The sequence below is a fragment of the Pseudanabaena yagii GIHE-NHR1 genome, assembly GCF_012863495.1.
GTDB classification, from domain to species: domain Bacteria; phylum Cyanobacteriota; class Cyanobacteriia; order Pseudanabaenales; family Pseudanabaenaceae; genus Pseudanabaena; species Pseudanabaena yagii.
In genome coordinates this window covers 1,625,346-1,646,290 of the sequence record NZ_JAAVJL010000001.1, presented here as the reverse complement: position 1 = coordinate 1,646,290, position 20,945 = coordinate 1,625,346, and the positions used below count along the sequence as shown (strand labels likewise).

Genomic DNA, 20,945 nt, shown 5'->3' with positions numbered 1-20,945 from the left:
CGCCAAGATCGGCATATCTCTATAGCATTCTTTCATTGTATTTTTTGCTGTAGAGAGTGCGATCGCTCAGGCTCACAGTATCGATGATGGCGACAACTGCGGCATCAATCGGACGGTTTGTGCTATCTCGTACCTGTCTCGCACCACTCCCACGAGTAAATAACACCCATTCATCTACGCCAGCACCGACAGTATCAGTGGCAACTTCGTAATCTGGAAGTAACTGTCCTTGGAGATCGACAAGCTGCAAGAGCAGAAACTTGCTTCCAGATAGATTTGACTCTTTGTAGGTACTGACGACCGTACCGCAAACTCTAGCAATTTGCATGTTGTTATAAGTACGTTTGCAGAATGAATGAAATGAAGATGCGAATACGAGATGCCAAAGTTTGAGCAGACAAACCAGCAAATTTATAGCGATCGCGCTAGTTAAGTCCCAATACTATGGGCGGTTGATAGGACGGATGGAGTTTACGTTGTCACGGAACTGCTCGACTTCTTCGGTGTAGCGAATTGGTAGAACGTATTCGAGGTTTTCGTGAGGACGAGCAATGATGTGTGTGGAAAGAACTTGTCCACCGTTTACGCGCTTTACGGAATCGGTACCTGCTGCAACTGAAGCTTGTACTTCGGAGACATCGCCACGAACGATAACGGTCACACGACCACTACCGATCTTTTCGTAGCCAACTAAGGTAACGCGAGCAGCTTTAACCATAGCATCGGCTGCTTCTACAACGGCAGGGAAACCAAGGGTTTCAATCATTCCAACTGCGATCGCCATAATTCGTGTTCTCCTAAGAAATAAATAATGAAATTAATGAAAATTTAGTCTTTTGATACTGTTTTTCGAGGGTCTTTTTGAGACAATCAGAAAAAGCAACAAAATAAAACAACTCTAAAAAGCAAATTGCTCTACTTCTCGCGTATAGCGAATAGGTAGCACATACTCTAGGTTTTCGTGTGGTCGAGCAATGGTATGAGTCGAAACAACTTCGCCCCCATTTACTCGGTTTGCACCGTCAACTCCAGCAGCGATGGATGCTTTCACCTCAGAGATATCACCTCTGATGATGACTGTAACCCGCCCACTACCGATTTTTTCGTAACCCACAAGGGTAACGCGAGCAGCTTTGACCATGGCATCCGCTGCTTCTACAACTGCGGGGAAGCCTCTAGTCTCGATCATTCCAATAGCGATCGGCATAATTTAAGCCAGTGTCCTTACGACTCTCTAAAAAACTGAAGTTCTCGCGTTTTATCTATCAATCATATGTAGATGCACGAGCGCAACTATTGATCTTAGCTACGATCGGTTCGCTTAAAACATCAAATTTCAAATTTTTAAAACAAAATAAAAATGAGATGACGTTAGGCGCACTTTTGTAGCTGACTTAATGCAGCTAGCTTTTCGCAGCTAATTTACAGATATTTTTTGACCTGTTATGGTAATTCCCTATCGATAAATTTATAAAAATTATAAAAAAATCTATAAAAAATATATTGATAGGTATTTATTACTACAGACATAGCCATTCTAAATCTGAATAATCAAAGAAAATGAATATGATAAATATATTCAACTCTATCTTTATATCTACGATAACTAGTGGCGGTACATTTGACAATATAAGCCGTCATGATAAATCTAAATAGTGCATATAAAGCTGGCTTATTTGCATGATTAAACGTGATGTTTGCATTTTGAATATCTCTTGGGAATTAATTAGGGTCGGTTAGTAAAATAAGAGACCAAAATTTTCGTGGCTCAGCTTCGCTGAGCCACGAAAATTTTGGTCTCTTATACTTAAATTGAAGAAGCTTTAGCGATCGCCTATGGAAATAGTTTCAACCTCGGCAATCTCTAAATTAGGTAATTGTACTAATTCCCTTTCTTGTTCTTGGAGAGCAATCATCGGAATATTTACAGGCACTGGGGTTTCAATCCAATATTCGGAAGTTGGTAATGTTTCTTCGAGATCATCAAGGGGACGAGGAATAATCATCAGGGTATGGAATTCACCGATACGTTCAGCTTCATACATACCTGCTTCGATCGCGATCGCCACATCCGCAACATTGCCACGAATAATCGCTGTACATAGTCCTGCTCCAATGGTTTCATAGCCAGCAAGATGGACATCTGCTGATTTCAGCATCAAATCGGCGGCTCCCACCATCGCAGGAAAGCCGCGTGTTTCCAATAGTCCAATCGCCTGATTACTAAGCCGACTATAACGCCCATCGGTCAACTGGCTCAGTCGATTACTAATCGGTAAAATCGCCTCTAAATTAGGGTATGGACGGGGAATGACGATCGTAGAAACTAGTTGTCCAAATTCTCGCGCAGTTTCGGCTCCTGCCTCCACAGCCATACGTACATCTGTAATCTGTCCCCGTACAATCGCTGTACAAAAACCATTGCCAACTTTTTCGTAACCAACTAATCGCACCGTTGCGGATTTGAGCATCATGTCGGCAGTGCCCACAATCGCAGGGAAACTAATAGTTGAGACCATTCCCAAAGCGCTTCCTGAGAGATCGATTCTTTGAGATGCACTACTAGACATTAGAAAATAGGGGGAATAAACAAATTTAAGTTTTCATTTTGTGGTAAGCAAAATGAAAATCGTTCTATAGTGTGTATCTTAACTGATATAGCAATCGATGGTGAAGTAAGATTGTAATGAATGTATCTCTCACTTGTACAAATTTTCAGGTAGAAATAGTTTAAAGTTTAGCAATTGGGACAGTTCAAGAGTAGATAAACAACCTAGTGAGCAATTAATGAGTAAGCAATTGAATTATCTGCATGTTTCAATGTATAGGGTATAGATTGACGAACTTCTCAAAAGCCTTGTACAAAACTATACATTGATAGAGTTTTTAGTATTGCGATCCAAATGTCCAAGATGTCCTGATGATAGCAAAATGCAACTGCTTGAAGCCATCCAAAAGAAAGAGTACATCTTAGTTGTAGATGATACACCGCCTAATCTACAACTATTGTTAACTATGCTGTCTCGTAAAGGTTATGAGGCTCATGGTGTCACCGATGGGGCAACAGCATTGGCTAATGCTAATGAACAGTTACCTGATTTGGTACTGTTGGATATCAATATGCCGAATATGAATGGATTTCAAGTTTGCCAAAATTTGAAATCTAGCGATCGCACCCGTGAAATCCCCGTTATTTTCATTAGTGCGCGGGATGAGGTTTTAGACAAGGTACAAGCTTTTGCGGTTGGGGGGGTAGACTACATCACCAAGCCATTCCAAATTGCGGAAGTGCTGGCAAGAGTCGAAAATCAACTGACATTACGAAGATTACAAAGACAGTTACAGGAACAGAACGAACGATTAAAGCAAGAAATTCATAGTCGGATTATTGCTGAGACCTTGCTCCAAGAGGCTAATGCCAAATTAGAGAGATTAGTTAACTTAGATGGCTTAACCCAATTGGCTAATCGGCGTTGTTTTGATGAATACCTTGAACAAGAATGGCAACGGTTGGCGCGGGAGAGGCAGCCTTTGTCTTTGATCATGTGTGATATTGACTTTTTTAAAAACTATAACGATACCTATGGGCATATTGCAGGAGATGATTGTTTACGCAAAGTTTCGCTTTTGATCAAGCAATCGGTGCGTCGTCCTGCGGATCTTGCCGCAAGGTATGGTGGCGAAGAGTTTGTTTTAGTATTGCCAAATACGGATATTGAGGGTTCGATTCAAGTTGCTGAAGTGATTCGGCAAAAGCTCTTAGATTTGAAACTTCCTCATGAAGATTCAGCTGTTAGTAAGTTTGTGACCTTGAGTATGGGGGTAACGTCTTTAATTCCTAAAATCGATTCCCAACCGTCAGTATTGCTCACTTCGGCTGACTATGCGCTGTATCGAGCTAAAGAATTAGGGCGCAATCAAACCTATCAAATTGGTTAGAACCCCAAAATGAATAAAGGTGGCGCTTAGCGCCACCTTTATTCATTTTGGGGTTTGAGTGCAAAGCGCTGTATGTCCTCGCTATATATAGTTGTTTTAAATAATTTGCAGAGGGGCTTCGACTCCGCACAGCCATCGGTGTAAGCTAGCTGAGCGAAGTCGAAGCTGTAGTTCTTATTTGAATTATCTATAGCAATCCTAAATGGTTTGTGGAAGCGCATCCTGAAGAGATGCTCTTCCACAAATCCAAAAATCTACAAATGATTTAGGACTGCTATATATGCGAAGATCAATAGCTAACCTATTTTTTATGAAAAATTAGTAGCACTTTATGCCACTAATTTTTGTTCTCAGATCACTACTAAAAAAATTACTAAAAAAATTACTAAAAAATGACAAAAAACGTATGGATATTCCCTGGGCAAGGATCTCAGGCTGTAGGCATGGGTTTAGATCTTGCGGAAGTGGGCAAAGACAAGTTTGCTAAGGCTGAGCAAATTTTGGGTTGGTCAATTTTAGAAAAGGCACAAACTGACGCAGCAGAACTTTCTAAAACGCAATTTACCCAACCAAGTTTGTATGTAATCTCTACAATTCTCGCGGATGTTCTGAAATCGAAGGGCGCAAAACCCGATGCGGTGACTGGACATAGCTTGGGTGAGTATAGTGCGCTCTATGCTGCGGGTGTATTTGATTTTGCGACAGGGTTGGAATTGGTGAAGCAACGATCGCTATTGATGTCTGAGGCGAGTGGCGGCGCGATGACTGCTTTGATTGGGTTCGATCGCAGTCAACTAGAAGCAGCGATCGCTCAAACTGAAAATGTAATTCTTGCCAATGACAATAGCGCCGATCAGGTTGTCATCTCAGGAACGGAAACTGCGGTCAAATCGATTGTGGAACAGGTAAAAACGAAACGCGCCATTCCCCTTGCTGTCAGTGGTGCATTCCATTCTCCTCTCATGGCAGATGCCGCAGCAAAGTTTGCCCAAGTTCTCGAACAGACGATCTTTAATGATGCGGAAATCCATGTTATTTCTAATGTTGAGCCAAATGATGCCACGACTGCTGGTCAGGTATTGCGTGATCGCCTTACCCAACAAATGACCTCGCCCGTCCGTTGGCGCGAAATTTGCTTGTATCTCGCTGAGCAAGGTTATGAACGTGCGATCGAAGTTGGCTCAGGCAAGGTCTTAACGGGACTTGTTAAACGGACTGCTCCTAGCTTGGCACTCGTCAACGTCAGCACCCTAGAGCAGGTGATCGCTATTTAGATTCGCCCTTTAGCTCTCTCTTGAAACGATGAGGGGGAATGCTGAGCGTTCACTCTAGTAAATTACCTAGATTTTTTAAGAGGTAATTCTCAAACAATATGAAAATTACCTCTTAATTTATTCCAGTATATCTACTAGGTCTTTAAATAATAGTTTAGTAGCTTTAGCGATCGCAGTCATTCTTATAAGTCTAATTGGTCTACCTCCTTGTTTCATATCGTCCACGATTCTGCCTATTGTTTCCCCGATATCATTTTTCGGTCTGTATTTTATCGGCTCAATCCTCGTAAATAACCACTGCCATAGAGCAACTCGGCATACATCAGATCCGCCAACAATTTTTTACTCTCCTTGTCACCAGAGCTTCTTTCAGTAGGAGCACAACCAAGAGCTTTAGTAAACCGTCTCAAGCTGATATGACGCTTAATACGTTTATCCTTTTTCCTGCGAGACTTGCCCCATTGAATAATAGGTTTACCATCATCATCGAGGAAACTTTCAATCGGGAAAATCTGACTTAAAAGAATAGCTTGAACCCTTCGACCAAATCCCCACTTATCAAACACCTGACGATATTTAATAAACCTAGAATCAGCCATTAACTCTTCAAGTTCCGCCTCAATTTCTCTCTCTTCAGCCCAAATATCAATCAGGCGTTTAGCATGACGGTGTGTACTGGTTTCAATACCTAGACCTACAGTTTCGCTGTAAATCCTGTCGTATCTCTTGCTTTCCTTTTCCAGTGCTAACCATTCCCACATCACTACACCTTGACTCATAGCAACCTCTGGGAATTGCCAAGCAAGATCTTGACGAATTCGGTTAATGATTGGACTTTGCACTCTCGCAAGATGTCCTAATCTCAGCACCTTTTCTCTAATCTTTGCAGATACTTGGTCCCGGTCTTGTAGAAATCTACGAGGTTGATCGTGATAGTCCCACCAATAGCAAGCAAGAGCAAAGGCATCAGATTCATCTGATTTATCAGGCATATCTAGATGTTCCCGATGTCTGGCTAACTTGTTATGTGAAACAAGCATTACACGACATCCAGCTCTAACTAGATGAGTTCCCCACAACTTAGAGTAATTAACTCCAGTGGGTTCCATGACTGCTATATCAGGCTTTAGGTCTAATAAAGTTTTTAGACCAGTAACATCAGCTTTGCAATTAAAGAACTCAGTCTTAAATAAAAATTGTCGAGGTTCATTTGGACGCTCTGTAAGAAGGCAAGCGACAACGCTACCCTTGCAGATATCAATCCCAAGAATACGCATAAAGATATTCCATTGTGGCTAAGTGTTTAAATTCCAATCCCTTACGGGCAGGTTTAAGAATCACCCTAGAACCCTCACTATATCGGGGTTCGATTCACTCAATCTAAACCGAAATAAGGCTAACGGGGTCTTTGAACGCTCTTAAGCTCTACAGCTTGTTTCCCTCTCTAGACCCTCATTTACCTGCTGATGCTTTGGACACATCAGCATACTGCCTAGTTCAGAACTAGACAGGTGCTGATTAGTCATTTAGAAAGGTATACCGCCTTTTTCTTCTACCTCTGCTATATACCCTTCCATTAACTCTTCAAACTCATCACTATCAACTAGCTCTTCTACATCATTCTCATCATCTGCTAACTCTTGGCTTACTACATAGTCTTCACTCAGTACACCGCTTCCACCACATTTAGGGCATTCCCAGTCTTCTGTATCATCAGTTGACTCAATGTATCCACTTCCTTGACACATATCACATGCATACATCATTGGGTCATCAAAACCAATAGGTTTAAATACACTGTTTGGATAATCAGGATAATCCTCTATCATCTCTTCAACTACTTCACTAGTTAGTGTTTTTTGCTAGGAAATTTTCCTTTTTCCTCATCCCTTACAATCTCTGCAATTTCAGAGATTCGATTGAAGATACCATCCCAAACATCTCTAAGTTCAGACTCAGACAACTTGAAGGCATCAATAAGATGTAGTAAAGCTCTAGACCGTTCATTGATTAGGAACTCAGCCATGATTAATTCACCTCGTAAATAATTCCTGCTACTGGTTTGGATGGTGCGCTGAAAGAGTCATCAATCTGGCTAAGTAAAGCCTTGGCAATCTTCACTTTGTGAATAGCGGGAAGATTTTCGAGCCAATTTTCGACATCTTCAGGCATAGGCTTGATGCGAGAACTGTAGTAATAGCTGATCGGTTTTGTCATAACTACCTCAATTTTTAGTTAGAAGCCAATGTCTCAGAATCAACAGCTACCTACGGTGTAGGGAGTCTCTAGCCTGTGGTGATGTATATGCGACAATTGGCTTAATACAACTGGGGCGGCGTTTAACTAAATATGGTTAACCGCTGCTTTTTGTTTGTTTTCTCAGATTAAAGCTAGCTTGAATAAATGTCAAGCTAGATAGACAAAATGTAAATTTAGGTTTAATATGGACTTAGTTAAAAAAATTTCTCCTTATGCTGAACTTATGGCTAGAAATGGTGTTACTCAGGCTCAAATAGCTGACTCTTTGGGTTACAGTCGTCAGTCTGTTAATTCTTGGTTTACTGGCAAGGTTGATCCAAAGTTGACTCTTCGCGAGTGGCGTAAACTTGCTTCTTTACTTGGTACTAGTCTTGATCATCTTCCAGATAGTTTTGCCCCTCAACCTATAGACCAATCACAGCAAGGTGACTGAAAGCAAATGAAATACTGTCAATTAGCGATATTTCCAGAATCAGAGATAGAAATAGAAATAGAGCCAGAAGTCAAAGTAAATTCTGAACGATTTTATTTCCCAGTTATTGTTAATGGTTCTATGTCCGTTCACTGGACGCTAGCATTATCAGAATTAGAAGCAATATCTATGCATACTAGCTCCAACCCACATCGTAGAATTTGGATAGATAGCTCTACTTGGGGCATAAAAACTGAACAAGGTTACCTTTGCTGTCTTATTGGAGACTAGTTACACTAAATGAAATACTGTCAATTAGCGATATTTCCAGAATCAGAGATAGAAATAGAAATAGAGCCAAAAGTAACATTAGAAATGGCTCGGCGATCAATGAAGTCACAGGTGCGATCGCTATCAAAATATTATGGAATACCAGATTATATAGTTCACATAACACTTACTACAGACTATATAGCAGCATTAGATTACGAGTCGATGAACATATATTTTGTATTATTTTTGTCGTTGATACACTTGCCAGAATAGTATTGGTGAGTTGTTCCACTTTCCTTTTTGCAGACATGTGCAATCGCGTTCCTCCTACTTTTTTTCGCGGAACGTGGCTGGCGATTGCACCGAATTTTTTTGCACTCTATCCAATATTTGCTTTTCACTAGAATTTCTGTGCAAAAAAATTCCCCAGTAAATTAATTCCTTTCGCGTAGCATCCTTTTTAAAGATTTCCTTTGCTTGTTGTATTATTTTTGTCGTTGATACATTTGCCAGAATAGTATTGGTGGGTTGTTCCACTTTCCTTTTTGCAGACATGTGCAATCGCGTTCCTCCTACTTTTTTTCGCGGAACGTGGCTGGCGATTGCACCGAATTTTTTTGCACTCTATCCAATATTTGCTTTTCACTAGAATTTCTGTGCAAAAAAATTCCCCAGTAAATTAATTCCTTTCGCGTAGCATCCTTTTTAAAGATTTCCTTTGCTTGTTGTATTATTTTTGTCGTTGATACATTTGCCAGAATAGTATTGGTGGGTGGGCGGGGTTGGCAACACCTTAAAACCCTAATAGGGATTAAAAACTAAAGCAGTCACATCAAAAATTTTAAGTATTCATGGGTCGCGCGTCATAGCGCAATGAATGCTTAAAATGTTTTGATGCAGCCTCGCGGCTAGGAGCGTAGAGAGATATAGGTATATCAGGCGGATTTTTTTGCATGACGGGTAATGCCTAGCGCATAGTGCTGCAAAAAAATCCGATAAACAAAAAGCGAGTTATTTTTTGCGGTGCGACTCGCCGATCTGTGCGCTTTAGGAGAAGAGAAAGCAAAAAATCTGTTCGAGCAACCGTTGTTTCTGAGCCTCGCGGCGTATGAGCGTCGGGTTATGTAACTAAGCAGAACAATCTACGCCATTTCATCAAAATCAATTATTTAGACTTTTTCCCATTTCAATTCCTTGCATTATTCCTTTGGCTTCCGTCTGTACTTCAAGGTACTTAACCTTGAACCCGATCACTCCTCCCAATACAAGGCAGATAAGACCGATTGTAAATCCTTTAGCAATCATTACTATTTTCCTCCTGAGCTTTTTCTTTCAATCTCTGACAACTTTCTATTAATTTCTGTTGATGCAAACTGGTATCCAAAGAAACCACCAATAAAGAGGCAAGTTAAAGCAATGCACGCTCCGCGAATCATAAGTATTGTTTATAGGTAGTTAGGAAATTTTAGCAATTTTAGCTTATCAGTAATTCTGATAAGGATATCAATCCATAACTGAAATTGATATAAACGGATATCACTCAATCTAAAACTGAATAAGGACTGCTGATGGAAATTTATGAAACCCCGTTAGGTAATACGGGGTCGGTTCTCTCAGAAGCTCCAGCTATGGAGAACCAATTTACAGCCGTCTTGGACTGGCTCCAAGGATGTTTCAAACTCTCTGACTATGGAGAGTTTGAATACTTTCTAAGTTTAGTAACCGATATTTGTAGCGACGAATGGATAAGAGACGATGATCGTCCCCTCTATAAAGGTAGACACTTCACCCACTCAATCCGCACCATAAGAGGCTCAATCCTCGGCTGGAATATTGACGACGACAATAAACTAGACTGTTGGCTAAGTCTCACAGGAAAAACACTGATCGGCGCAAACTTCGACAACCTGCGCCAATTCCTCCTATTTCTAATCACCCTAGAAACAAGATTTACCAGAATTGACCTAGCAATTGACGACTACAGCAAATCATTAAAGCCCCAATATTTCAAAACCGCCTATCAAAGAGGACATCATCACGGATTCCGCAAGATGAGCTTCATTGAAAACTTCGAGAGTTCTGACTCAGAAGAAGAGCAAGGCTTCACCGTTTACATGGGTCGTCGCAACGGCAACAAACTAACCCGCTTCTACAACAAATCCGTAGAAAGCAAAGGCGAGATTGATGCTTACCGACTAGAAGTCGAATATAAAGACGACTACACCAAAAACGTTCTTGACTATTTACTCTCCGCCGAGAGTTTTGCAAAAGCGATCGCAAACTTAGTAGTATCCGCCATCGACTTTCGAGACAATGACATACAGCTTCTGTGGTGGAATGCCTTCATTACAAGACTTGAAGCGCACCCAGTCCACCTACTATGTCGGCGAGCAAAGCCAACAATTGAAGCATCCATGAACTGGATAGAGCATCAAGTTGAAACGACATTAGCAGTAGTTGAAGAATTTTGCGATCGCATAACTTGCAACTTTGACGACTGGCTAAAAGAAAGAATTGCATCAGGACGGCAAAGAATGAAATCAGTTCACCGCGGCGCAATCAACGAAGCATTAAGACTATATGACCGATACATAGATCCTCGTCCATTGCCACCACTAACACCATTTTAAAAAATGTCAGTATATTTCTCAGTTAGAGTAAACCGAGAATTGGTATGTGATTGTAAAGCTTATCGATTTCCACATAAGCCAGAATCAGCACTATGTAAAGTTAAAGTGCCCCCAATTCACACAATACCCTATCAATTTCGCATCACATCAGAACAGCTACAGTATGTCTCTGAACTATTGAATACTATCAATCAATCTAATAATAACCATAGATAAACCTTTCATACGTCGGACGTTATTGAGTTCTCAATTTAAGGATGCTTAAGTGAACATATAACGTTCAGATTAAATATATGACCTTACTAACCTGTATAGGGTCTTCATACTACGATTACGTTAAGCAAGATACAGGAGAGCGCAAGCAGGGCGCATCCTTTATTTATCTTTCAAAAGCCTCTTCATCTGGGGGTAGTATTCGTAGTGGATGGACACCTATTGAAATGCGAATTCCTTTTGATATGAGGAATGCTTTTGATAAGCCTGCCATTTATGACATTGAATTTGGCTATGTGCCGCGATCTATTCAGCGCGGTGGTGGGGTTGATCAGATATTTGTTGGCGCGAAACTTATTCGACCTGTTGAGTTAGATTTTCCATCTTTGTTTGCAAAAGAACAGGCGAAAGCCTAGCAGGTCAACTATGGATCCATCACCAAGCGCTGAGATATATACACAGATTATAACCCTGTGTAAATGGTCGATAGATATTGGAGCAAAGATGTATCCGACATTGTGGGGCATATTGCTATTTAGAAGATACTTCAAGTATTAATCCAGACCATGACCTATATAGACATACATCCAGCCTTAGCAGAATGCCTCATGTGGGCAATATGGGCATTAATGTTCCATTCTGTTTGTTGGGTAATAACTAAAATGCTAGCTGGTTATTAATATGGAACGTACTCTAATAGCTCAGTCTAACCCTACTACTGGAACCTCCCCTAGTGACTGTCCAATTGGCAATCTTGATTCAGACTTTAAATGTCGGGCTAACAATATTGTTATAAATGGTTCTTCTCCTACCTTAGTCTATCCAAATTTTTCAGTACCAAGTGGTGGCATTATAGCGACTCTTCCTAATTATATGGATGCTTCCTTTTATGGAAAGTTACAGGAAGGATTCGTGCAATCAGTAGTACTAGCCTTAGTTTACCTAGGAGTGACCTTAGTTATCAAATATCTAAACTCATTAAAAAAATGATTACCTCGCTAATCATCTCAACAGTGCAATTTAACATTGCAGCAAATGCCCAAATCGCCGTTCAGTGGGCAGTCGGCTTTGCAGTAGTGGTCTTTGGAATGCAAGGCATCCTCTGGTTAATCTCCAGAGTAATCCGTTCACTTTATCAATAGAAAAAGGAAAGTCTAAATCTATGGACACAAAATTGACCGAAAAACAATTTAAAACCAATCGCCTAATTCTCTTAGGAGCAGGTGCATCTACAGCAGGTGGTGCAATCACCTTATTTGGTGAACCAAGTAATGCACAGTCCACCGCATCAACAGCGATCACCCAGATGAACACTGATGCCGCCGCCATCGGTACATTGGTTGGAGTAATTCAGCCTATTGCCGTAGCTGCCGTAGTCTTTGCCGCTGCCGCATTGCTATTTAAACGCTACCTCTATTCGTAGAGTTAACACCTACACCGTATCCAACTAAAACTTTATGACAAAGTACTCCTTGAAACGAAGAGCCACAGCTGTAGTGATGGGAGTACTTTTTTTATTACTACAGTTTTTAGAACCTGTTTACTCTCAAACTTCTTTGAATGGTTGTTTTACTAATGCAGCAAATGCTCAGAGTTGTGTTAGAGATGGTTTAATTTCTCCCTCTAATGCTGCTAGCGCCGTTCGTGGTGCAATTGTTAATCCAAATCCTACAAATCCTTTTTTTGCTGGAACTCTTCCTAGTAAAGAAGCAATTACTATTGCGGGTGGTGTTGCAGCTTTAGGTTACTTAGGTTCTCAGGCTATGCAGAACCTCCAAAATCAGGCAATGTCCCAAGCTCCTGCGGATTATTCATCCTGTACAGTTTGGTATCCTGTTCCTGCCTTTTCTGGAGTTCCTTGGATGGGTTCGGGTTCTTTTCCCTCAGCAACAGACCCTGTTGGATTAGCTTTTTGTGCTCGGTTAGATCCTTCAGGTTGTTATATGGCTCCCTCTCCCTCCTGTACAGCATCTCCAGCTACTCCCCAATCTGCCGCGCAAGGTTTAACAGATCCTCAGATATATGCAGAAGCCGCCGCCGCCGCCGCCGCTGCTGCCCGGGACTTTGCAAATAAGAAAGATGTAGCAGGTGCACAAACCGCAGCCGCCGCAGCCGCAGGTGCAGCAGGACTTGTAAATGGTAATCCTGCTGCAACACAGGCAGATAAAGATAAAGCCAATGGAGCCGCCGCCGCTGCCGCCGCCGCCGCCGCCGATGCAGCAGATCCAACTAAAGCACCTACTACACCACAAAATCCGGGTTTTGTATTTTCCCGTACTAACTTTTTGGCTTATGCAGTAAGTGCTCAAGGATTTGGTAACAAATTCCCCTTTGGCATGTTTGCGCCACTACCTGCAAGTAATACTCAGATGGCTTGTCCAGTTATTACAAGTTGGGGCACATCTGCTCAGCTTTGTTTTATTAGGGATATTGTTCGCGTTATCAAATGGATAGTTTGGACTAACTTTGCAATTTACTGCTTTGTAAACTTATGAGCTTTTTAGCAGATTGGTGGTTTGCCACCTTCGCCATAATCTTCTTTTTGATATTGGCTTGCATCATCGATCCAAATGGTGCAGTTAACACCTTCATGATCATGTTGATTGACCTTGTTAAAGGAGTATTTCCAGACACACCGCAAGGAATGACCATAGCTTCTTGGGTTACATCATTTCAGCAATCATACCCAATGATAGGTGGTGAGGTATTGGTAGAGGTTATCAACGGCGTTTTAGGCATGATTTCATTATTGATGATTTTCAAAATTTGGAAACTTTTACCCTTTGTATAGATGGTGAATAAAATTATGCGTTTTTTATCTATTCGTTTGATATTTCCTCTTTTTGTTTATCGCATTTATTTTGTTTCTCGCAATATTTTTCTTTATTTTTGGACTTTCCCTCAATATGCTCGGGAATATTTCAAGCCTTATGTACCGATGTCTCCATCTGATTGTCTTTGTGGTAATTTTGAACACTGCTCTAATAAGGTATTTCCTAGCTGGTGTATTGATGAAAAATGTAGATGGTATAACGATTAATTAAGAAATTAATGGCTAAAGAACTACAAGTACCAAACCTTACAGCAATCATTGGTGAATTTGGTTCAGGTAAATCCTTATACTCCTTAGAACTTGGTCTATATCTTGCCAACAAATACCATAAGCGAATAGCTACAAATATGCTTCTTAACTATGAAGCACTTATCGTTTATTGTCGTTCTCAAGGTTTGAACTGGTTATTAGAACATAGACCATTTTATTACTATGGCAACCTTGAACCCTCATCTTTACTAGACTTCCGTAACTCAGTAGTAATCTGTGATGAAGCTGGCAGCCTATTTCATGCCAGATTTTGGAAAAGCACTACAAAAGACTTTCTTTTAAAGTTATCTCAGCTAAGGAAACTAAACATACATTTGATACTTACATATCAATATGTAGAGCAAATTGACAAAACCTTTAGAGAACAAACTCAACACTTTGTATTTTGCTTTGCTGAGACAAAATACAGCAAAAAGTTAAACCTTCCTCAATTGTTATTTAGGTCTAGATACCACTTTAATCGAAGAAGATTCGAGCAATATGAAACTGATCTACCTTTTAGACATCATCCTATTAAGCCTAAGCTTGCAGCACTTAACTACGGCATTGACCTTCCCCCTCTCGCTTGGTTACTGGCAGAACTTCGTAAGCTTATTTTTCTTTTTTTTCTTATCCCTCGTAACTGGGATATCCCTAAAGTACGGGATTATCTACTAGTAAACAGTGATAGATTTACCCTGTTATTTGCCTGTTTTGATAGTTCAAAAGCCATTGCTGTACCTACTTCAAATGTTACTCACCTTTTTGTACCCCTCTCACCTTCCCGATCTGTCCAGAGTCCCCCCACTGTTGCCAAATTTATATCTGTGCGAAAGGTAAATAACTGATGTACTCCTCTAAAATTGTTCCCGTTGCCTTGTTGTCCATATCCCTTGTATCCTGCGCCCCTCATCTTCCGCAACCACTTCCAACAGTTCCCCCTCAGTTTTTGCCCATATCATCATCAGTAACTATTTCCGATCATAAAATTGACTTAGAAGTAGCATCTACTGAAGAGCAGCTATCAAAAGGTTTAATGTCTAGAGAAGCCTTACCAGATAACCGAGGTATGCTTTTTGTCTTTAATCCACCTAGACCAGTAACTTTCTGGATGAAAAATACTATCGCTCCCCTTGACATTATTTTTCTCAACCAAGGCAAAGTACTTTTTATAGCCAATGATGTTCAGCCTTGTAAATTGCCTACATGCCCTGTTTATCCTAGTCAGCCTATATTTGTAGATAAAGTACTAGAGATTAGAGCAGGACTAGCAAATAAGCTAGGTTTACAGACAGGTAATTCTTTATCCCTTTAATTTTTAACTACACACAAATAAGCGGCGCTTCAGCGCCGCTTCTTCTTAGTTAAAAATCAAACTAAAAAAACTCGTTTTTTGTGATCACAAAAAACGAGTTTTTTAGTCTTTATCTATATATCGTTTTTAAACTGTCTGGGGATTCCCTCTAGTAATTTAGCAATTTCGTCAGCCCCTAAGGGCTTGAATAGATAATATCCCTGAGCCGAATGGCAATTATTAGTTTCGAGAAAATCTAATTGACCCGCAGTTTCCACCCCTTCAGCAACTACGTTTAATCCTAAATTGATTCCTAAGGCAATAATCGCTTTGACAATTTCGTTATGTTCAGATTCATGATCGAGACGGGTGATAAATGAGCGATCAATTTTGAGGGTATTAATGGGGAAACGGTGTAAATAGCTTAATGAAGAATAACCTGTTCCAAAATCATCAATACAGACTTGCATATTTCGGTTATTCAGTTCATCGAGAATTTGCCTTGCTAAGGAAGTCTTTTCGATGAGAATACTTTCCGTGATTTCTATCTTTAAATTTGCACCATGCAGATTTGTCTTTTCTAAGATTTGGGCGATTTTATCCACCAAATCGGGCTTGGTGAAATGTTTACCAGATAGATTCACACTTATCGTCAAATTTTTGATCTTGGGAAATAGATCCTGCCATGTCCGTAATTGAGAACAAGCTTCTTGTAATACCCAAAAATCAATTCCACTAATTAGCCCTGCATCTTCAGCAAGGGGAATGAATTCCGCAGGAGCTAGTAAGCCTTGTTCAGGATGTTGCCAACGCACAAGGGCTTCAAATCCCATAATTTCCCATGACTTGAGACAAATAATTGGTTGGTAATGGATGCGAAATTCCTTTCGCTCGATCGCACGTCGTAGATCTGTCTCTAGCCGCAGTTTCTTGAGCGCAGCAGTGTGCATTTCAGGGTTAAATACTTCATATCTTTCCCGTCCCTGTTCCTTAGCTCGATACATGGCTGTATCGGCATCACGTAGGAGTTGATCAGGCTGGGTGTAGGTTCCTGAATTGAGGGCAATGCCGATGCTGGTACTGACAAATATTTCATTCCCATCTAGGTTAATGGGTATTTTTAACATGTCCTGAATTCTATTTACAACTTCAATCACATCATTGATACTTTGAATTCCCTCAAGGAGCATCACAAACTCATCACCCCCAAGTCTTGCCACCGTATCCCCTGCGCGTAAACAATCAACTAAACGTTTTGCCACAATCTTTAATAATTGATCGCCTGCGAGATGACCAAGGCTATCGTTAATCACCTTAAAGCGGTCTAAATCCAAAAAGAGCACGGCGAAGAGTTCGCTGCTAGAATTTTCTGTCTGTGGTTGCGATCGCCTTTGTGATAGTTGTAAAGCATGGCTGAGCCGATCTAAAAATAAGGAGCGATTTGGTAAACCTGTGAGTACATCATGAAAGGCATCATGACGTAGTTGAGCTTCCATTTTTTTGCGTTCCATCAGTTCGGATTGAGCATTTTGGTAAAGCTCTGACTGATGAATAGCGATCGCACATTGATCGGCGATCGCTTTTACGAGGGATAATTCATTATCTGACCAAATTCGTTCGCGATCGTTCTGATAGATGCTAATGCCACCAAAGTAAACTTGTTGATAAAAAAGAGGCGTTATCACCATCGAGCGAATTCCATAGCTTTCAGCAAGTGCTTTGACTGCCACTGGTAGCTGATCATTGATCTGAATAATCGCAATTTGTTTGCCTTGGATTAAGTCATCTTGGTAATAATCGAAAAATTCACAGGGCATTCCAAGGATTTGATGTTTGTCATTATTTCCCCCATTATTGACATAGCTTACTCTCATTTGTTGGTTACTATCGGGCTGAAGGATTAAGCAATAACTAGCTTGTAAAGCTTCATGCAATAGGTTTGCAGTTGTTTGTAAAACATCTTCTAAAACAAGAGTTTCTCGCATGGCTTGGACAATGCGATTAATAATTGTTTCTCGCCATGCTTGCTGTTCGATTTTGGCGATCGCCTCTTTTTGTTGTCGTCTTAAGGTGAACTCCTGCAAGGCTCGTTCTAATACGCTTGGTAAGCGAAATAGGCGATCCTTTAAAACATAGTCAGTCATCCCTGCTTTGATACATTCCACCGCAGCCTCTTCCCCTAAGCTCCCTGTGACGAGAATAAAAGGAATGTCCTGACCTGATTCTTTGAGAAATTTAAAAGCTTGTGATCCGTTAAAACTAGGTAATCGATAGTCCGACAGTACAACATCGTAGTTTTTACTTTGTAAGTACTCCTGACATTCCCTTGCTGTAGCGGCAATATCATAGGTAAAAGATATATTGGCAGACTCTAAGGCGAATATCGTTAGCTCGACATCTGGTGCGACATCTTCAATCACCAAAATATGCAGCGATCGCTGCGATCGTTGTGCTTCTAATTCCTCAAATTCTCCAAACTCCGATGTTACATCGTTCATGGTTTACAGATACAAAGACGCAGATTTAGAGTTACTTAGCAAGTTAAGTTATAACTAGCCACTCCAATTTAATTAGAGCAGTTAATGATTTTGTGAGATACATACAAGCGTTTTAAGCGCCTATTTTTACAAAGTATGTATCTCAAGGAGTACCAAAATTTTTATTCCCAGCGTTTTAAGTAATGATGCCTAATTACTTTAATTATATCTAAAAAAATAATTAAAGTAACGTTAGTTCGCTGAACACAAAAAATGGTAAGAATTGCTTGGCGATTCTTACCATTTTTCGTCATTTACGCCTTGCCTGGAATTTAGACTAAGTTGATTAAGAGAATCAGAAAAAGAGCAGGAAAAAGTGACCCAGAAAACGGAGAACTGAGAAAAAGCAAGAGAGAGAAAAAGAGAATATTGAAAGTTAGGAATTAAGGTAGTCTTGATTGACCTTTTTCGAGCGAGAAGCTCGTTTTTTGACGACAGGAAAGCGAGAAAAAGGAGAACGCTTGCGTCCAGATTTCCAACCGAGAGACTTACCACGAGGTTGGGGAGAACAAGCAGGAGAGCCAATCCTGACCAAAAGTGCGGCAAAGCCCTGAGCGACTCGACCAAAATTAAGATTGGTTTGAGGTTTCTGCCAAGGCAAAGGAGTATCAATAACCAGTTGACGAGCCAACCACAATTGCCAAGAGAGTAAAGGCATAAGGTCACTCCAACGCAAAGCTTGCTGAGGAGTCAACAAATGGGGAAGAGTCCAATGTAATCTTTGTTTGGCAAAACGATACCAATGGTCGATGGCAAAACGACGTAAGTACAAGCGCCAAAGGGAGTCTAAAGTCGGCATCTGTTCACCCACCCAAGCTAACCACAAACCAGAGCAATGAGAATGTGTAACTCGAATAACTTGAATATGTCGTTGGGCTGCTTGCCGAAAGTGTAAGTTAGACCATTGCTGGATTTGCACCTGTCCAACCGTCTCATCTTCTAAGCTAAAAGTTGCCGATGGCTCTCCCCAACTATCAGCATTGGCAAGTTGGAATTTATCCCCATGCTTACGAGGACGACCATAACCACTGTAGGGCGCAGGGGCTTTGTATAAGCATCGGTTAGGACGTAGACGTATTAGTAAATCGGCAGGGATATCCTCAGTCAAATTCATAAAGACGGCACTGCCATATTCACTGTCGTAAGTAGCGATTGGTCTTACCGTTAAATCTCGACATACTTGACTCAGTTGGAATGCGGCTCTTTGCCCTGCTGTCTCAAAACTACTGATCCGCTCGTGACATAACGGGATTGCCCAACTCCCTGTCATCTCTGGTATCCATGCCAAGGTGCTGTAGTCATGCCCTAACACGATCGGTTTGTTCCCTTCTACCAAATTCGGTTGATGCACAAAACTCCTGTCTTTTAGCGTTTTGGCATGGGGTCTTCCCCATCCTGTATGGTCTCCTGCTAGCAAAGGGCGGATGTCTTTGGGTATTTGTTCCACACATAACCGTCTTATCCTGCCTCGGTTGGGGCGACTGTCTTTTAATGATTCATACAGACTTGACCATTTTCTTCGATACACTGCGGATAACGATAATTCTACAAATGATTTCACTCTCGGACTGGTCAATACTGCATCCATCAAGTCAAATATTGCATCCCGTCCGTTCCCTAAAAATCTATATACCTGTTGACGAAAGTCTTGTAGTTTATCAATAATCATGACTGTAGATGTCTCTTTACTTTTCATCTACTTTAGGCAGTTTGTATCTCTTTTACTCTGCCTTTTTTACCTTTTTTAGTCTAAACTCCAGTTAATTTAGTGCATATGGATGAAGACATAAATATTAGTTAAACCGATAATAAAAGCAAGGCATTCCTCAGAGAGAGGAGGGCAAAATGAAAACTAAATTCATCGCAATTCTAGTTTTACTTTGTGGAATTTGGTGGGCAACACCTGCCGAAGCTTATGATCCTGTCCAAGTACAACAACTACTCAGAACTAAGCAATGTGGAGGCTGTGACTTAACAAATGCCAACCTTGCAGGTGTCAATCTCAGTCGAGCGCATTTGATAGGAGCTTCGCTCATGGGAGCGAACCTCAGTAAAGCCAATCTCACAGGCACAAACCTTGAAGGTGCAGACCTTACAGGTGCAAAACTCGACCATGCAAATCTCACTAATGCTTATCTAACTAATGCCATTCTTGATGACAGTAACCTAGCAGGTGCTAATTTTACGAATGCTGCATTGTTCCATGCAAATTTACATCGAGCAAACGTGAATAGCACTGTTTTCAAAAATGCCAAAGTCACTGGTGCAGACTTTACTGGCGCAAACTATAACCTTGCGATCGCCGACTAATTACAGTCCAGCATTATCTTCCCGCCTTTGCAGGGAAGACAATGCAAAGCTAATTTCCTAATTGGCGGCGGAAGTCTCTAGGACTGAGACGTAGGGGATTTTGTGTGTCCCAAATGCCTAACTCTTGCAATCTTGCCTTTGATTGGGCACGACTAATCCTTGCGTCATACTTTACATTGGGCGGATAGGGGTCAGCGATCGCTAAGCCCTCCGAGACTAAATATTGATTTACTAATAAATTATCTTTCCAAATATAGGCAAGCAGGCGATCAGAATTATCCTTTTGCTTCACATCAAATTCGAGGATGACCTTCTGCTCCTTGATCAAGTCTGATAGGCGTTGACGAGAGCGATCGCCCCAAGGAGACTGTTCTTTGAGTGGCGCACTGATACCGAGCAATCGTACTCGCTGCACAGTCATATTCGGATTGCTCAAAATTGAAGCCTCGACGGTTTGCCCACTCACCACGCGATTAATTAGCCATAGCTCACCATTCACCTTTTCCTTAGGCTGCATCATCGTGATCGCAATATTGGCGACGATTAGGAAGGCAAGTAACAAGGCAACTAAAATTAATGGACGGGTCAAAGAATTATCAAGCGATCGCTTCTGCCCAGTTTTAGAATTCATCAACTTTTGCATATTCGCAGCAGTCATATTAAAGCCTAAAAATCGATAAAGAGGTTTACTTAGGGTTGTGCGATTTAATAAGGAACCGATT

The 20,945-nt window shown here is 41.0% G+C and carries 26 protein-coding genes and 1 pseudogene; 14 read left to right on the top strand and 13 right to left on the bottom strand.

Annotated elements, in window-relative coordinates; translation table 11 throughout:
- Positions 1–19: 19 nt before the first annotated feature.
- From HC246_RS07665 to HC246_RS07650, 4 genes are all read right to left on the bottom strand, one after another.
- Entirely contained in the window at positions 20–328 is a 309-nt protein-coding gene (locus HC246_RS07665) for a EutN/CcmL family microcompartment protein (RefSeq protein WP_169362864.1), read from the bottom strand.
- 114 nt (positions 329–442) lie between these two features.
- Positions 443–784, bottom strand: a complete 342-nt coding sequence (locus HC246_RS07660) for a carbon dioxide-concentrating mechanism protein CcmK (protein WP_126384540.1) — start codon at positions 782–784, stop codon at positions 443–445.
- Positions 785–898: 114 nt separating this feature from the next.
- Complete coding sequence (locus HC246_RS07655; RefSeq protein WP_169362863.1) at positions 899–1,207, bottom strand: carbon dioxide-concentrating mechanism protein CcmK; 309 nt, start codon at positions 1,205–1,207, stop codon at positions 899–901.
- 616 nt (positions 1,208–1,823) lie between these two features.
- A complete protein-coding gene (locus tag HC246_RS07650) occupies positions 1,824–2,570 on the bottom strand; it encodes a carbon dioxide-concentrating mechanism protein (protein ID WP_225902930.1) in 747 nt (248 codons plus the stop codon).
- Positions 2,571–2,931: 361 nt separating this feature from the next.
- On the opposite strand from HC246_RS07650, the gene HC246_RS07645 reads away from it, so the two are divergent.
- Positions 2,932–3,939, top strand: coding sequence for a diguanylate cyclase domain-containing protein (locus HC246_RS07645; protein WP_169362862.1), 1,008 nt, complete (start codon positions 2,932–2,934; stop codon positions 3,937–3,939).
- 392 nt (positions 3,940–4,331) lie between these two features.
- On the top strand, positions 4,332–5,213 hold the full coding sequence (fabD, locus tag HC246_RS07640; protein ID WP_169362861.1) for an ACP S-malonyltransferase: 882 nt from the start codon (positions 4,332–4,334) through the stop codon (positions 5,211–5,213).
- A gap of 117 nt (positions 5,214–5,330) precedes the next feature.
- Here fabD and HC246_RS07635 read toward each other — a convergent pair.
- From HC246_RS07635 to HC246_RS07620, 4 genes and pseudogenes are all read right to left on the bottom strand, one after another.
- Positions 5,331–6,490, bottom strand: a pseudogene (locus tag HC246_RS07635) (IS110 family transposase).
- Between the two features lie 249 nt (positions 6,491–6,739).
- Complete coding sequence (locus tag HC246_RS07630) at positions 6,740–7,042, bottom strand: hypothetical protein (protein ID WP_169362860.1); 303 nt, start codon at positions 7,040–7,042, stop codon at positions 6,740–6,742.
- Between the two features lie 20 nt (positions 7,043–7,062).
- On the bottom strand, positions 7,063–7,239 hold the full coding sequence (locus HC246_RS07625) for a hypothetical protein (RefSeq protein ID WP_169362859.1): 177 nt from the start codon (positions 7,237–7,239) through the stop codon (positions 7,063–7,065).
- Between the two features lie 2 nt (positions 7,240–7,241).
- Positions 7,242–7,430: a hypothetical protein gene (locus HC246_RS07620; protein ID WP_169362858.1), complete on the bottom strand. Its 189-nt coding sequence runs from the start codon at positions 7,428–7,430 to the stop codon at positions 7,242–7,244.
- Positions 7,431–7,656: 226 nt separating this feature from the next.
- Between HC246_RS07620 and HC246_RS07615 the strand changes: the two genes are divergently transcribed.
- Both HC246_RS07615 and HC246_RS07610 read left to right on the top strand, forming a co-directional pair.
- The gene (locus HC246_RS07615) at positions 7,657–7,905 is read left to right on the top strand and encodes a helix-turn-helix transcriptional regulator (RefSeq protein WP_169362857.1); all 249 of its coding nucleotides are present in this window, start codon (positions 7,657–7,659) and stop codon (positions 7,903–7,905) included.
- A gap of 6 nt (positions 7,906–7,911) precedes the next feature.
- Positions 7,912–8,175, top strand: coding sequence for a hypothetical protein (locus HC246_RS07610; RefSeq protein WP_169362171.1), 264 nt, complete (start codon positions 7,912–7,914; stop codon positions 8,173–8,175).
- Positions 8,176–8,484: 309 nt separating this feature from the next.
- Here the strand turns inward: HC246_RS07610 and HC246_RS07605 are convergent, their stop codons facing one another.
- Together HC246_RS07605 and HC246_RS07600 are read right to left on the bottom strand one after the other, a co-directional pair.
- Entirely contained in the window at positions 8,485–8,712 is a 228-nt protein-coding gene (locus tag HC246_RS07605; RefSeq protein ID WP_169362172.1) for a hypothetical protein, read from the bottom strand.
- Between the two features lie 606 nt (positions 8,713–9,318).
- On the bottom strand, positions 9,319–9,462 hold the full coding sequence (locus HC246_RS07600; RefSeq protein ID WP_169362856.1) for a hypothetical protein: 144 nt from the start codon (positions 9,460–9,462) through the stop codon (positions 9,319–9,321).
- A gap of 263 nt (positions 9,463–9,725) precedes the next feature.
- Between HC246_RS07600 and HC246_RS07595 the strand changes: the two genes are divergently transcribed.
- The 9 genes from HC246_RS07595 to HC246_RS07555 all read left to right on the top strand — a co-directional run bounded on the left by HC246_RS07595 (position 9,726) and on the right by HC246_RS07555 (position 15,397).
- Positions 9,726–10,787 carry a replication initiation factor domain-containing protein gene (locus HC246_RS07595; protein ID WP_169362855.1) on the top strand — a complete coding sequence of 354 codons (1,062 nt, stop codon included), beginning with the start codon at positions 9,726–9,728 and terminating at the stop codon, positions 10,785–10,787.
- A 293-nt stretch (positions 10,788–11,080) separates the two neighbouring features.
- On the top strand, positions 11,081–11,416 hold the full coding sequence (locus tag HC246_RS07590) for a hypothetical protein (protein ID WP_169362854.1): 336 nt from the start codon (positions 11,081–11,083) through the stop codon (positions 11,414–11,416).
- 265 nt (positions 11,417–11,681) lie between these two features.
- Positions 11,682–11,990, top strand: coding sequence for a hypothetical protein (locus HC246_RS07585; RefSeq protein WP_169362853.1), 309 nt, complete (start codon positions 11,682–11,684; stop codon positions 11,988–11,990).
- Positions 11,987–12,142, top strand: coding sequence for a hypothetical protein (locus tag HC246_RS07580; RefSeq protein ID WP_169362176.1), 156 nt, complete (start codon positions 11,987–11,989; stop codon positions 12,140–12,142). Before HC246_RS07585 ends, HC246_RS07580 begins: the two co-directional genes overlap by 4 nt.
- 20 nt (positions 12,143–12,162) lie before the next feature.
- Entirely contained in the window at positions 12,163–12,423 is a 261-nt protein-coding gene (locus HC246_RS07575) for a hypothetical protein (RefSeq protein ID WP_169362177.1), read from the top strand.
- Between the two features lie 76 nt (positions 12,424–12,499).
- Complete coding sequence (locus HC246_RS07570) at positions 12,500–13,495, top strand: hypothetical protein (RefSeq protein ID WP_169362852.1); 996 nt, start codon at positions 12,500–12,502, stop codon at positions 13,493–13,495.
- Positions 13,492–13,791 (top strand): hypothetical protein, encoded by a 300-nt coding sequence (locus HC246_RS07565; RefSeq protein ID WP_169362179.1) that lies wholly within the window; start codon positions 13,492–13,494, stop codon positions 13,789–13,791. The genes HC246_RS07570 and HC246_RS07565 overlap by 4 nt, the downstream gene beginning before the upstream one ends.
- A 260-nt stretch (positions 13,792–14,051) precedes the next feature.
- Complete coding sequence (locus HC246_RS07560; RefSeq protein WP_169362180.1) at positions 14,052–14,930, top strand: ATP-binding protein; 879 nt, start codon at positions 14,052–14,054, stop codon at positions 14,928–14,930.
- A complete protein-coding gene (locus HC246_RS07555) occupies positions 14,930–15,397 on the top strand; it encodes a DUF192 domain-containing protein (protein WP_169362181.1) in 468 nt (155 codons plus the stop codon). The genes HC246_RS07560 and HC246_RS07555 overlap by 1 nt, the downstream gene beginning before the upstream one ends.
- 113 nt (positions 15,398–15,510) lie before the next feature.
- On the opposite strand, the gene HC246_RS26715 is transcribed toward HC246_RS07555, so the two are convergent.
- Both HC246_RS26715 and HC246_RS07545 read right to left on the bottom strand, forming a co-directional pair.
- Positions 15,511–17,874 (bottom strand): EAL domain-containing protein, encoded by a 2,364-nt coding sequence (locus HC246_RS26715; protein WP_169362851.1) that lies wholly within the window; start codon positions 17,872–17,874, stop codon positions 15,511–15,513.
- A gap of 415 nt (positions 17,875–18,289) precedes the next feature.
- Positions 18,290–19,582, bottom strand: a complete 1,293-nt coding sequence (locus HC246_RS07545) for an NF041680 family putative transposase (RefSeq protein ID WP_169364407.1) — start codon at positions 19,580–19,582, stop codon at positions 18,290–18,292.
- A 176-nt stretch (positions 19,583–19,758) separates the two neighbouring features.
- On the opposite strand from HC246_RS07545, the gene HC246_RS07540 reads away from it, so the two are divergent.
- A complete protein-coding gene (locus HC246_RS07540) occupies positions 19,759–20,223 on the top strand; it encodes a pentapeptide repeat-containing protein (protein ID WP_169362850.1) in 465 nt (154 codons plus the stop codon).
- A gap of 49 nt (positions 20,224–20,272) precedes the next feature.
- On the opposite strand, the gene HC246_RS07535 is transcribed toward HC246_RS07540, so the two are convergent.
- Positions 20,273–20,881 carry a thermonuclease family protein gene (locus tag HC246_RS07535; RefSeq protein ID WP_225902929.1) on the bottom strand — a complete coding sequence of 203 codons (609 nt, stop codon included), beginning with the start codon at positions 20,879–20,881 and terminating at the stop codon, positions 20,273–20,275.
- Positions 20,882–20,945 lie beyond the last annotated feature (64 nt).

Excerpts from the sequence above, each read along its gene's own strand:
- HC246_RS07595 (WP_169362855.1), top strand. The coding sequence starts at position 9,726 with ATGGAAATTTATGAAACCCCGTTAGGTAATACGGGGTCGGTTCTCTCA.
- HC246_RS07545 (WP_169364407.1), bottom strand. The coding sequence starts at position 19,582 with ATGATTATTGATAAACTACAAGACTTTCGTCAACAGGTATATAGATTT.
- HC246_RS07555 (WP_169362181.1), top strand. The coding sequence starts at position 14,930 with ATGTACTCCTCTAAAATTGTTCCCGTTGCCTTGTTGTCCATATCCCTT.
- HC246_RS07570 (WP_169362852.1), top strand. The coding sequence starts at position 12,500 with ATGGGAGTACTTTTTTTATTACTACAGTTTTTAGAACCTGTTTACTCT.
- HC246_RS07540 (WP_169362850.1), top strand. The coding sequence starts at position 19,759 with ATGAAAACTAAATTCATCGCAATTCTAGTTTTACTTTGTGGAATTTGG.
- HC246_RS07655 (WP_169362863.1), bottom strand. The coding sequence starts at position 1,207 with ATGCCGATCGCTATTGGAATGATCGAGACTAGAGGCTTCCCCGCAGTT.
- HC246_RS07665 (WP_169362864.1), bottom strand. The coding sequence starts at position 328 with ATGCAAATTGCTAGAGTTTGCGGTACGGTCGTCAGTACCTACAAAGAG.
- HC246_RS07645 (WP_169362862.1), top strand. The coding sequence starts at position 2,932 with ATGCAACTGCTTGAAGCCATCCAAAAGAAAGAGTACATCTTAGTTGTA.
- HC246_RS07615 (WP_169362857.1), top strand. The coding sequence starts at position 7,657 with ATGGACTTAGTTAAAAAAATTTCTCCTTATGCTGAACTTATGGCTAGA.
- HC246_RS07575 (WP_169362177.1), top strand. The coding sequence starts at position 12,163 with ATGGACACAAAATTGACCGAAAAACAATTTAAAACCAATCGCCTAATT.
- HC246_RS07600 (WP_169362856.1), bottom strand. The coding sequence starts at position 9,462 with ATGATTGCTAAAGGATTTACAATCGGTCTTATCTGCCTTGTATTGGGA.
- HC246_RS07580 (WP_169362176.1), top strand. The coding sequence starts at position 11,987 with ATGATTACCTCGCTAATCATCTCAACAGTGCAATTTAACATTGCAGCA.
- HC246_RS07565 (WP_169362179.1), top strand. The coding sequence starts at position 13,492 with ATGAGCTTTTTAGCAGATTGGTGGTTTGCCACCTTCGCCATAATCTTC.
- HC246_RS07590 (WP_169362854.1), top strand. The coding sequence starts at position 11,081 with ATGACCTTACTAACCTGTATAGGGTCTTCATACTACGATTACGTTAAG.
- HC246_RS07535 (WP_225902929.1), bottom strand. The coding sequence starts at position 20,881 with ATGACTGCTGCGAATATGCAAAAGTTGATGAATTCTAAAACTGGGCAG.
- HC246_RS07610 (WP_169362171.1), top strand. The coding sequence starts at position 7,912 with ATGAAATACTGTCAATTAGCGATATTTCCAGAATCAGAGATAGAAATA.
- HC246_RS07630 (WP_169362860.1), bottom strand. The coding sequence starts at position 7,042 with ATGATAGAGGATTATCCTGATTATCCAAACAGTGTATTTAAACCTATT.
- HC246_RS07585 (WP_169362853.1), top strand. The coding sequence starts at position 11,682 with ATGGAACGTACTCTAATAGCTCAGTCTAACCCTACTACTGGAACCTCC.
- HC246_RS07620 (WP_169362858.1), bottom strand. The coding sequence starts at position 7,430 with ATGACAAAACCGATCAGCTATTACTACAGTTCTCGCATCAAGCCTATG.
- HC246_RS07605 (WP_169362172.1), bottom strand. The coding sequence starts at position 8,712 with ATGTCTGCAAAAAGGAAAGTGGAACAACCCACCAATACTATTCTGGCA.
- HC246_RS07660 (WP_126384540.1), bottom strand. The coding sequence starts at position 784 with ATGGCGATCGCAGTTGGAATGATTGAAACCCTTGGTTTCCCTGCCGTT.
- HC246_RS26715 (WP_169362851.1), bottom strand. The coding sequence starts at position 17,874 with ATGAACGATGTAACATCGGAGTTTGGAGAATTTGAGGAATTAGAAGCA.
- fabD (WP_169362861.1), top strand. The coding sequence starts at position 4,332 with ATGACAAAAAACGTATGGATATTCCCTGGGCAAGGATCTCAGGCTGTA.
- HC246_RS07625 (WP_169362859.1), bottom strand. The coding sequence starts at position 7,239 with ATGGCTGAGTTCCTAATCAATGAACGGTCTAGAGCTTTACTACATCTT.
- HC246_RS07560 (WP_169362180.1), top strand. The coding sequence starts at position 14,052 with ATGGCTAAAGAACTACAAGTACCAAACCTTACAGCAATCATTGGTGAA.
- HC246_RS07650 (WP_225902930.1), bottom strand. The coding sequence starts at position 2,570 with ATGTCTAGTAGTGCATCTCAAAGAATCGATCTCTCAGGAAGCGCTTTG.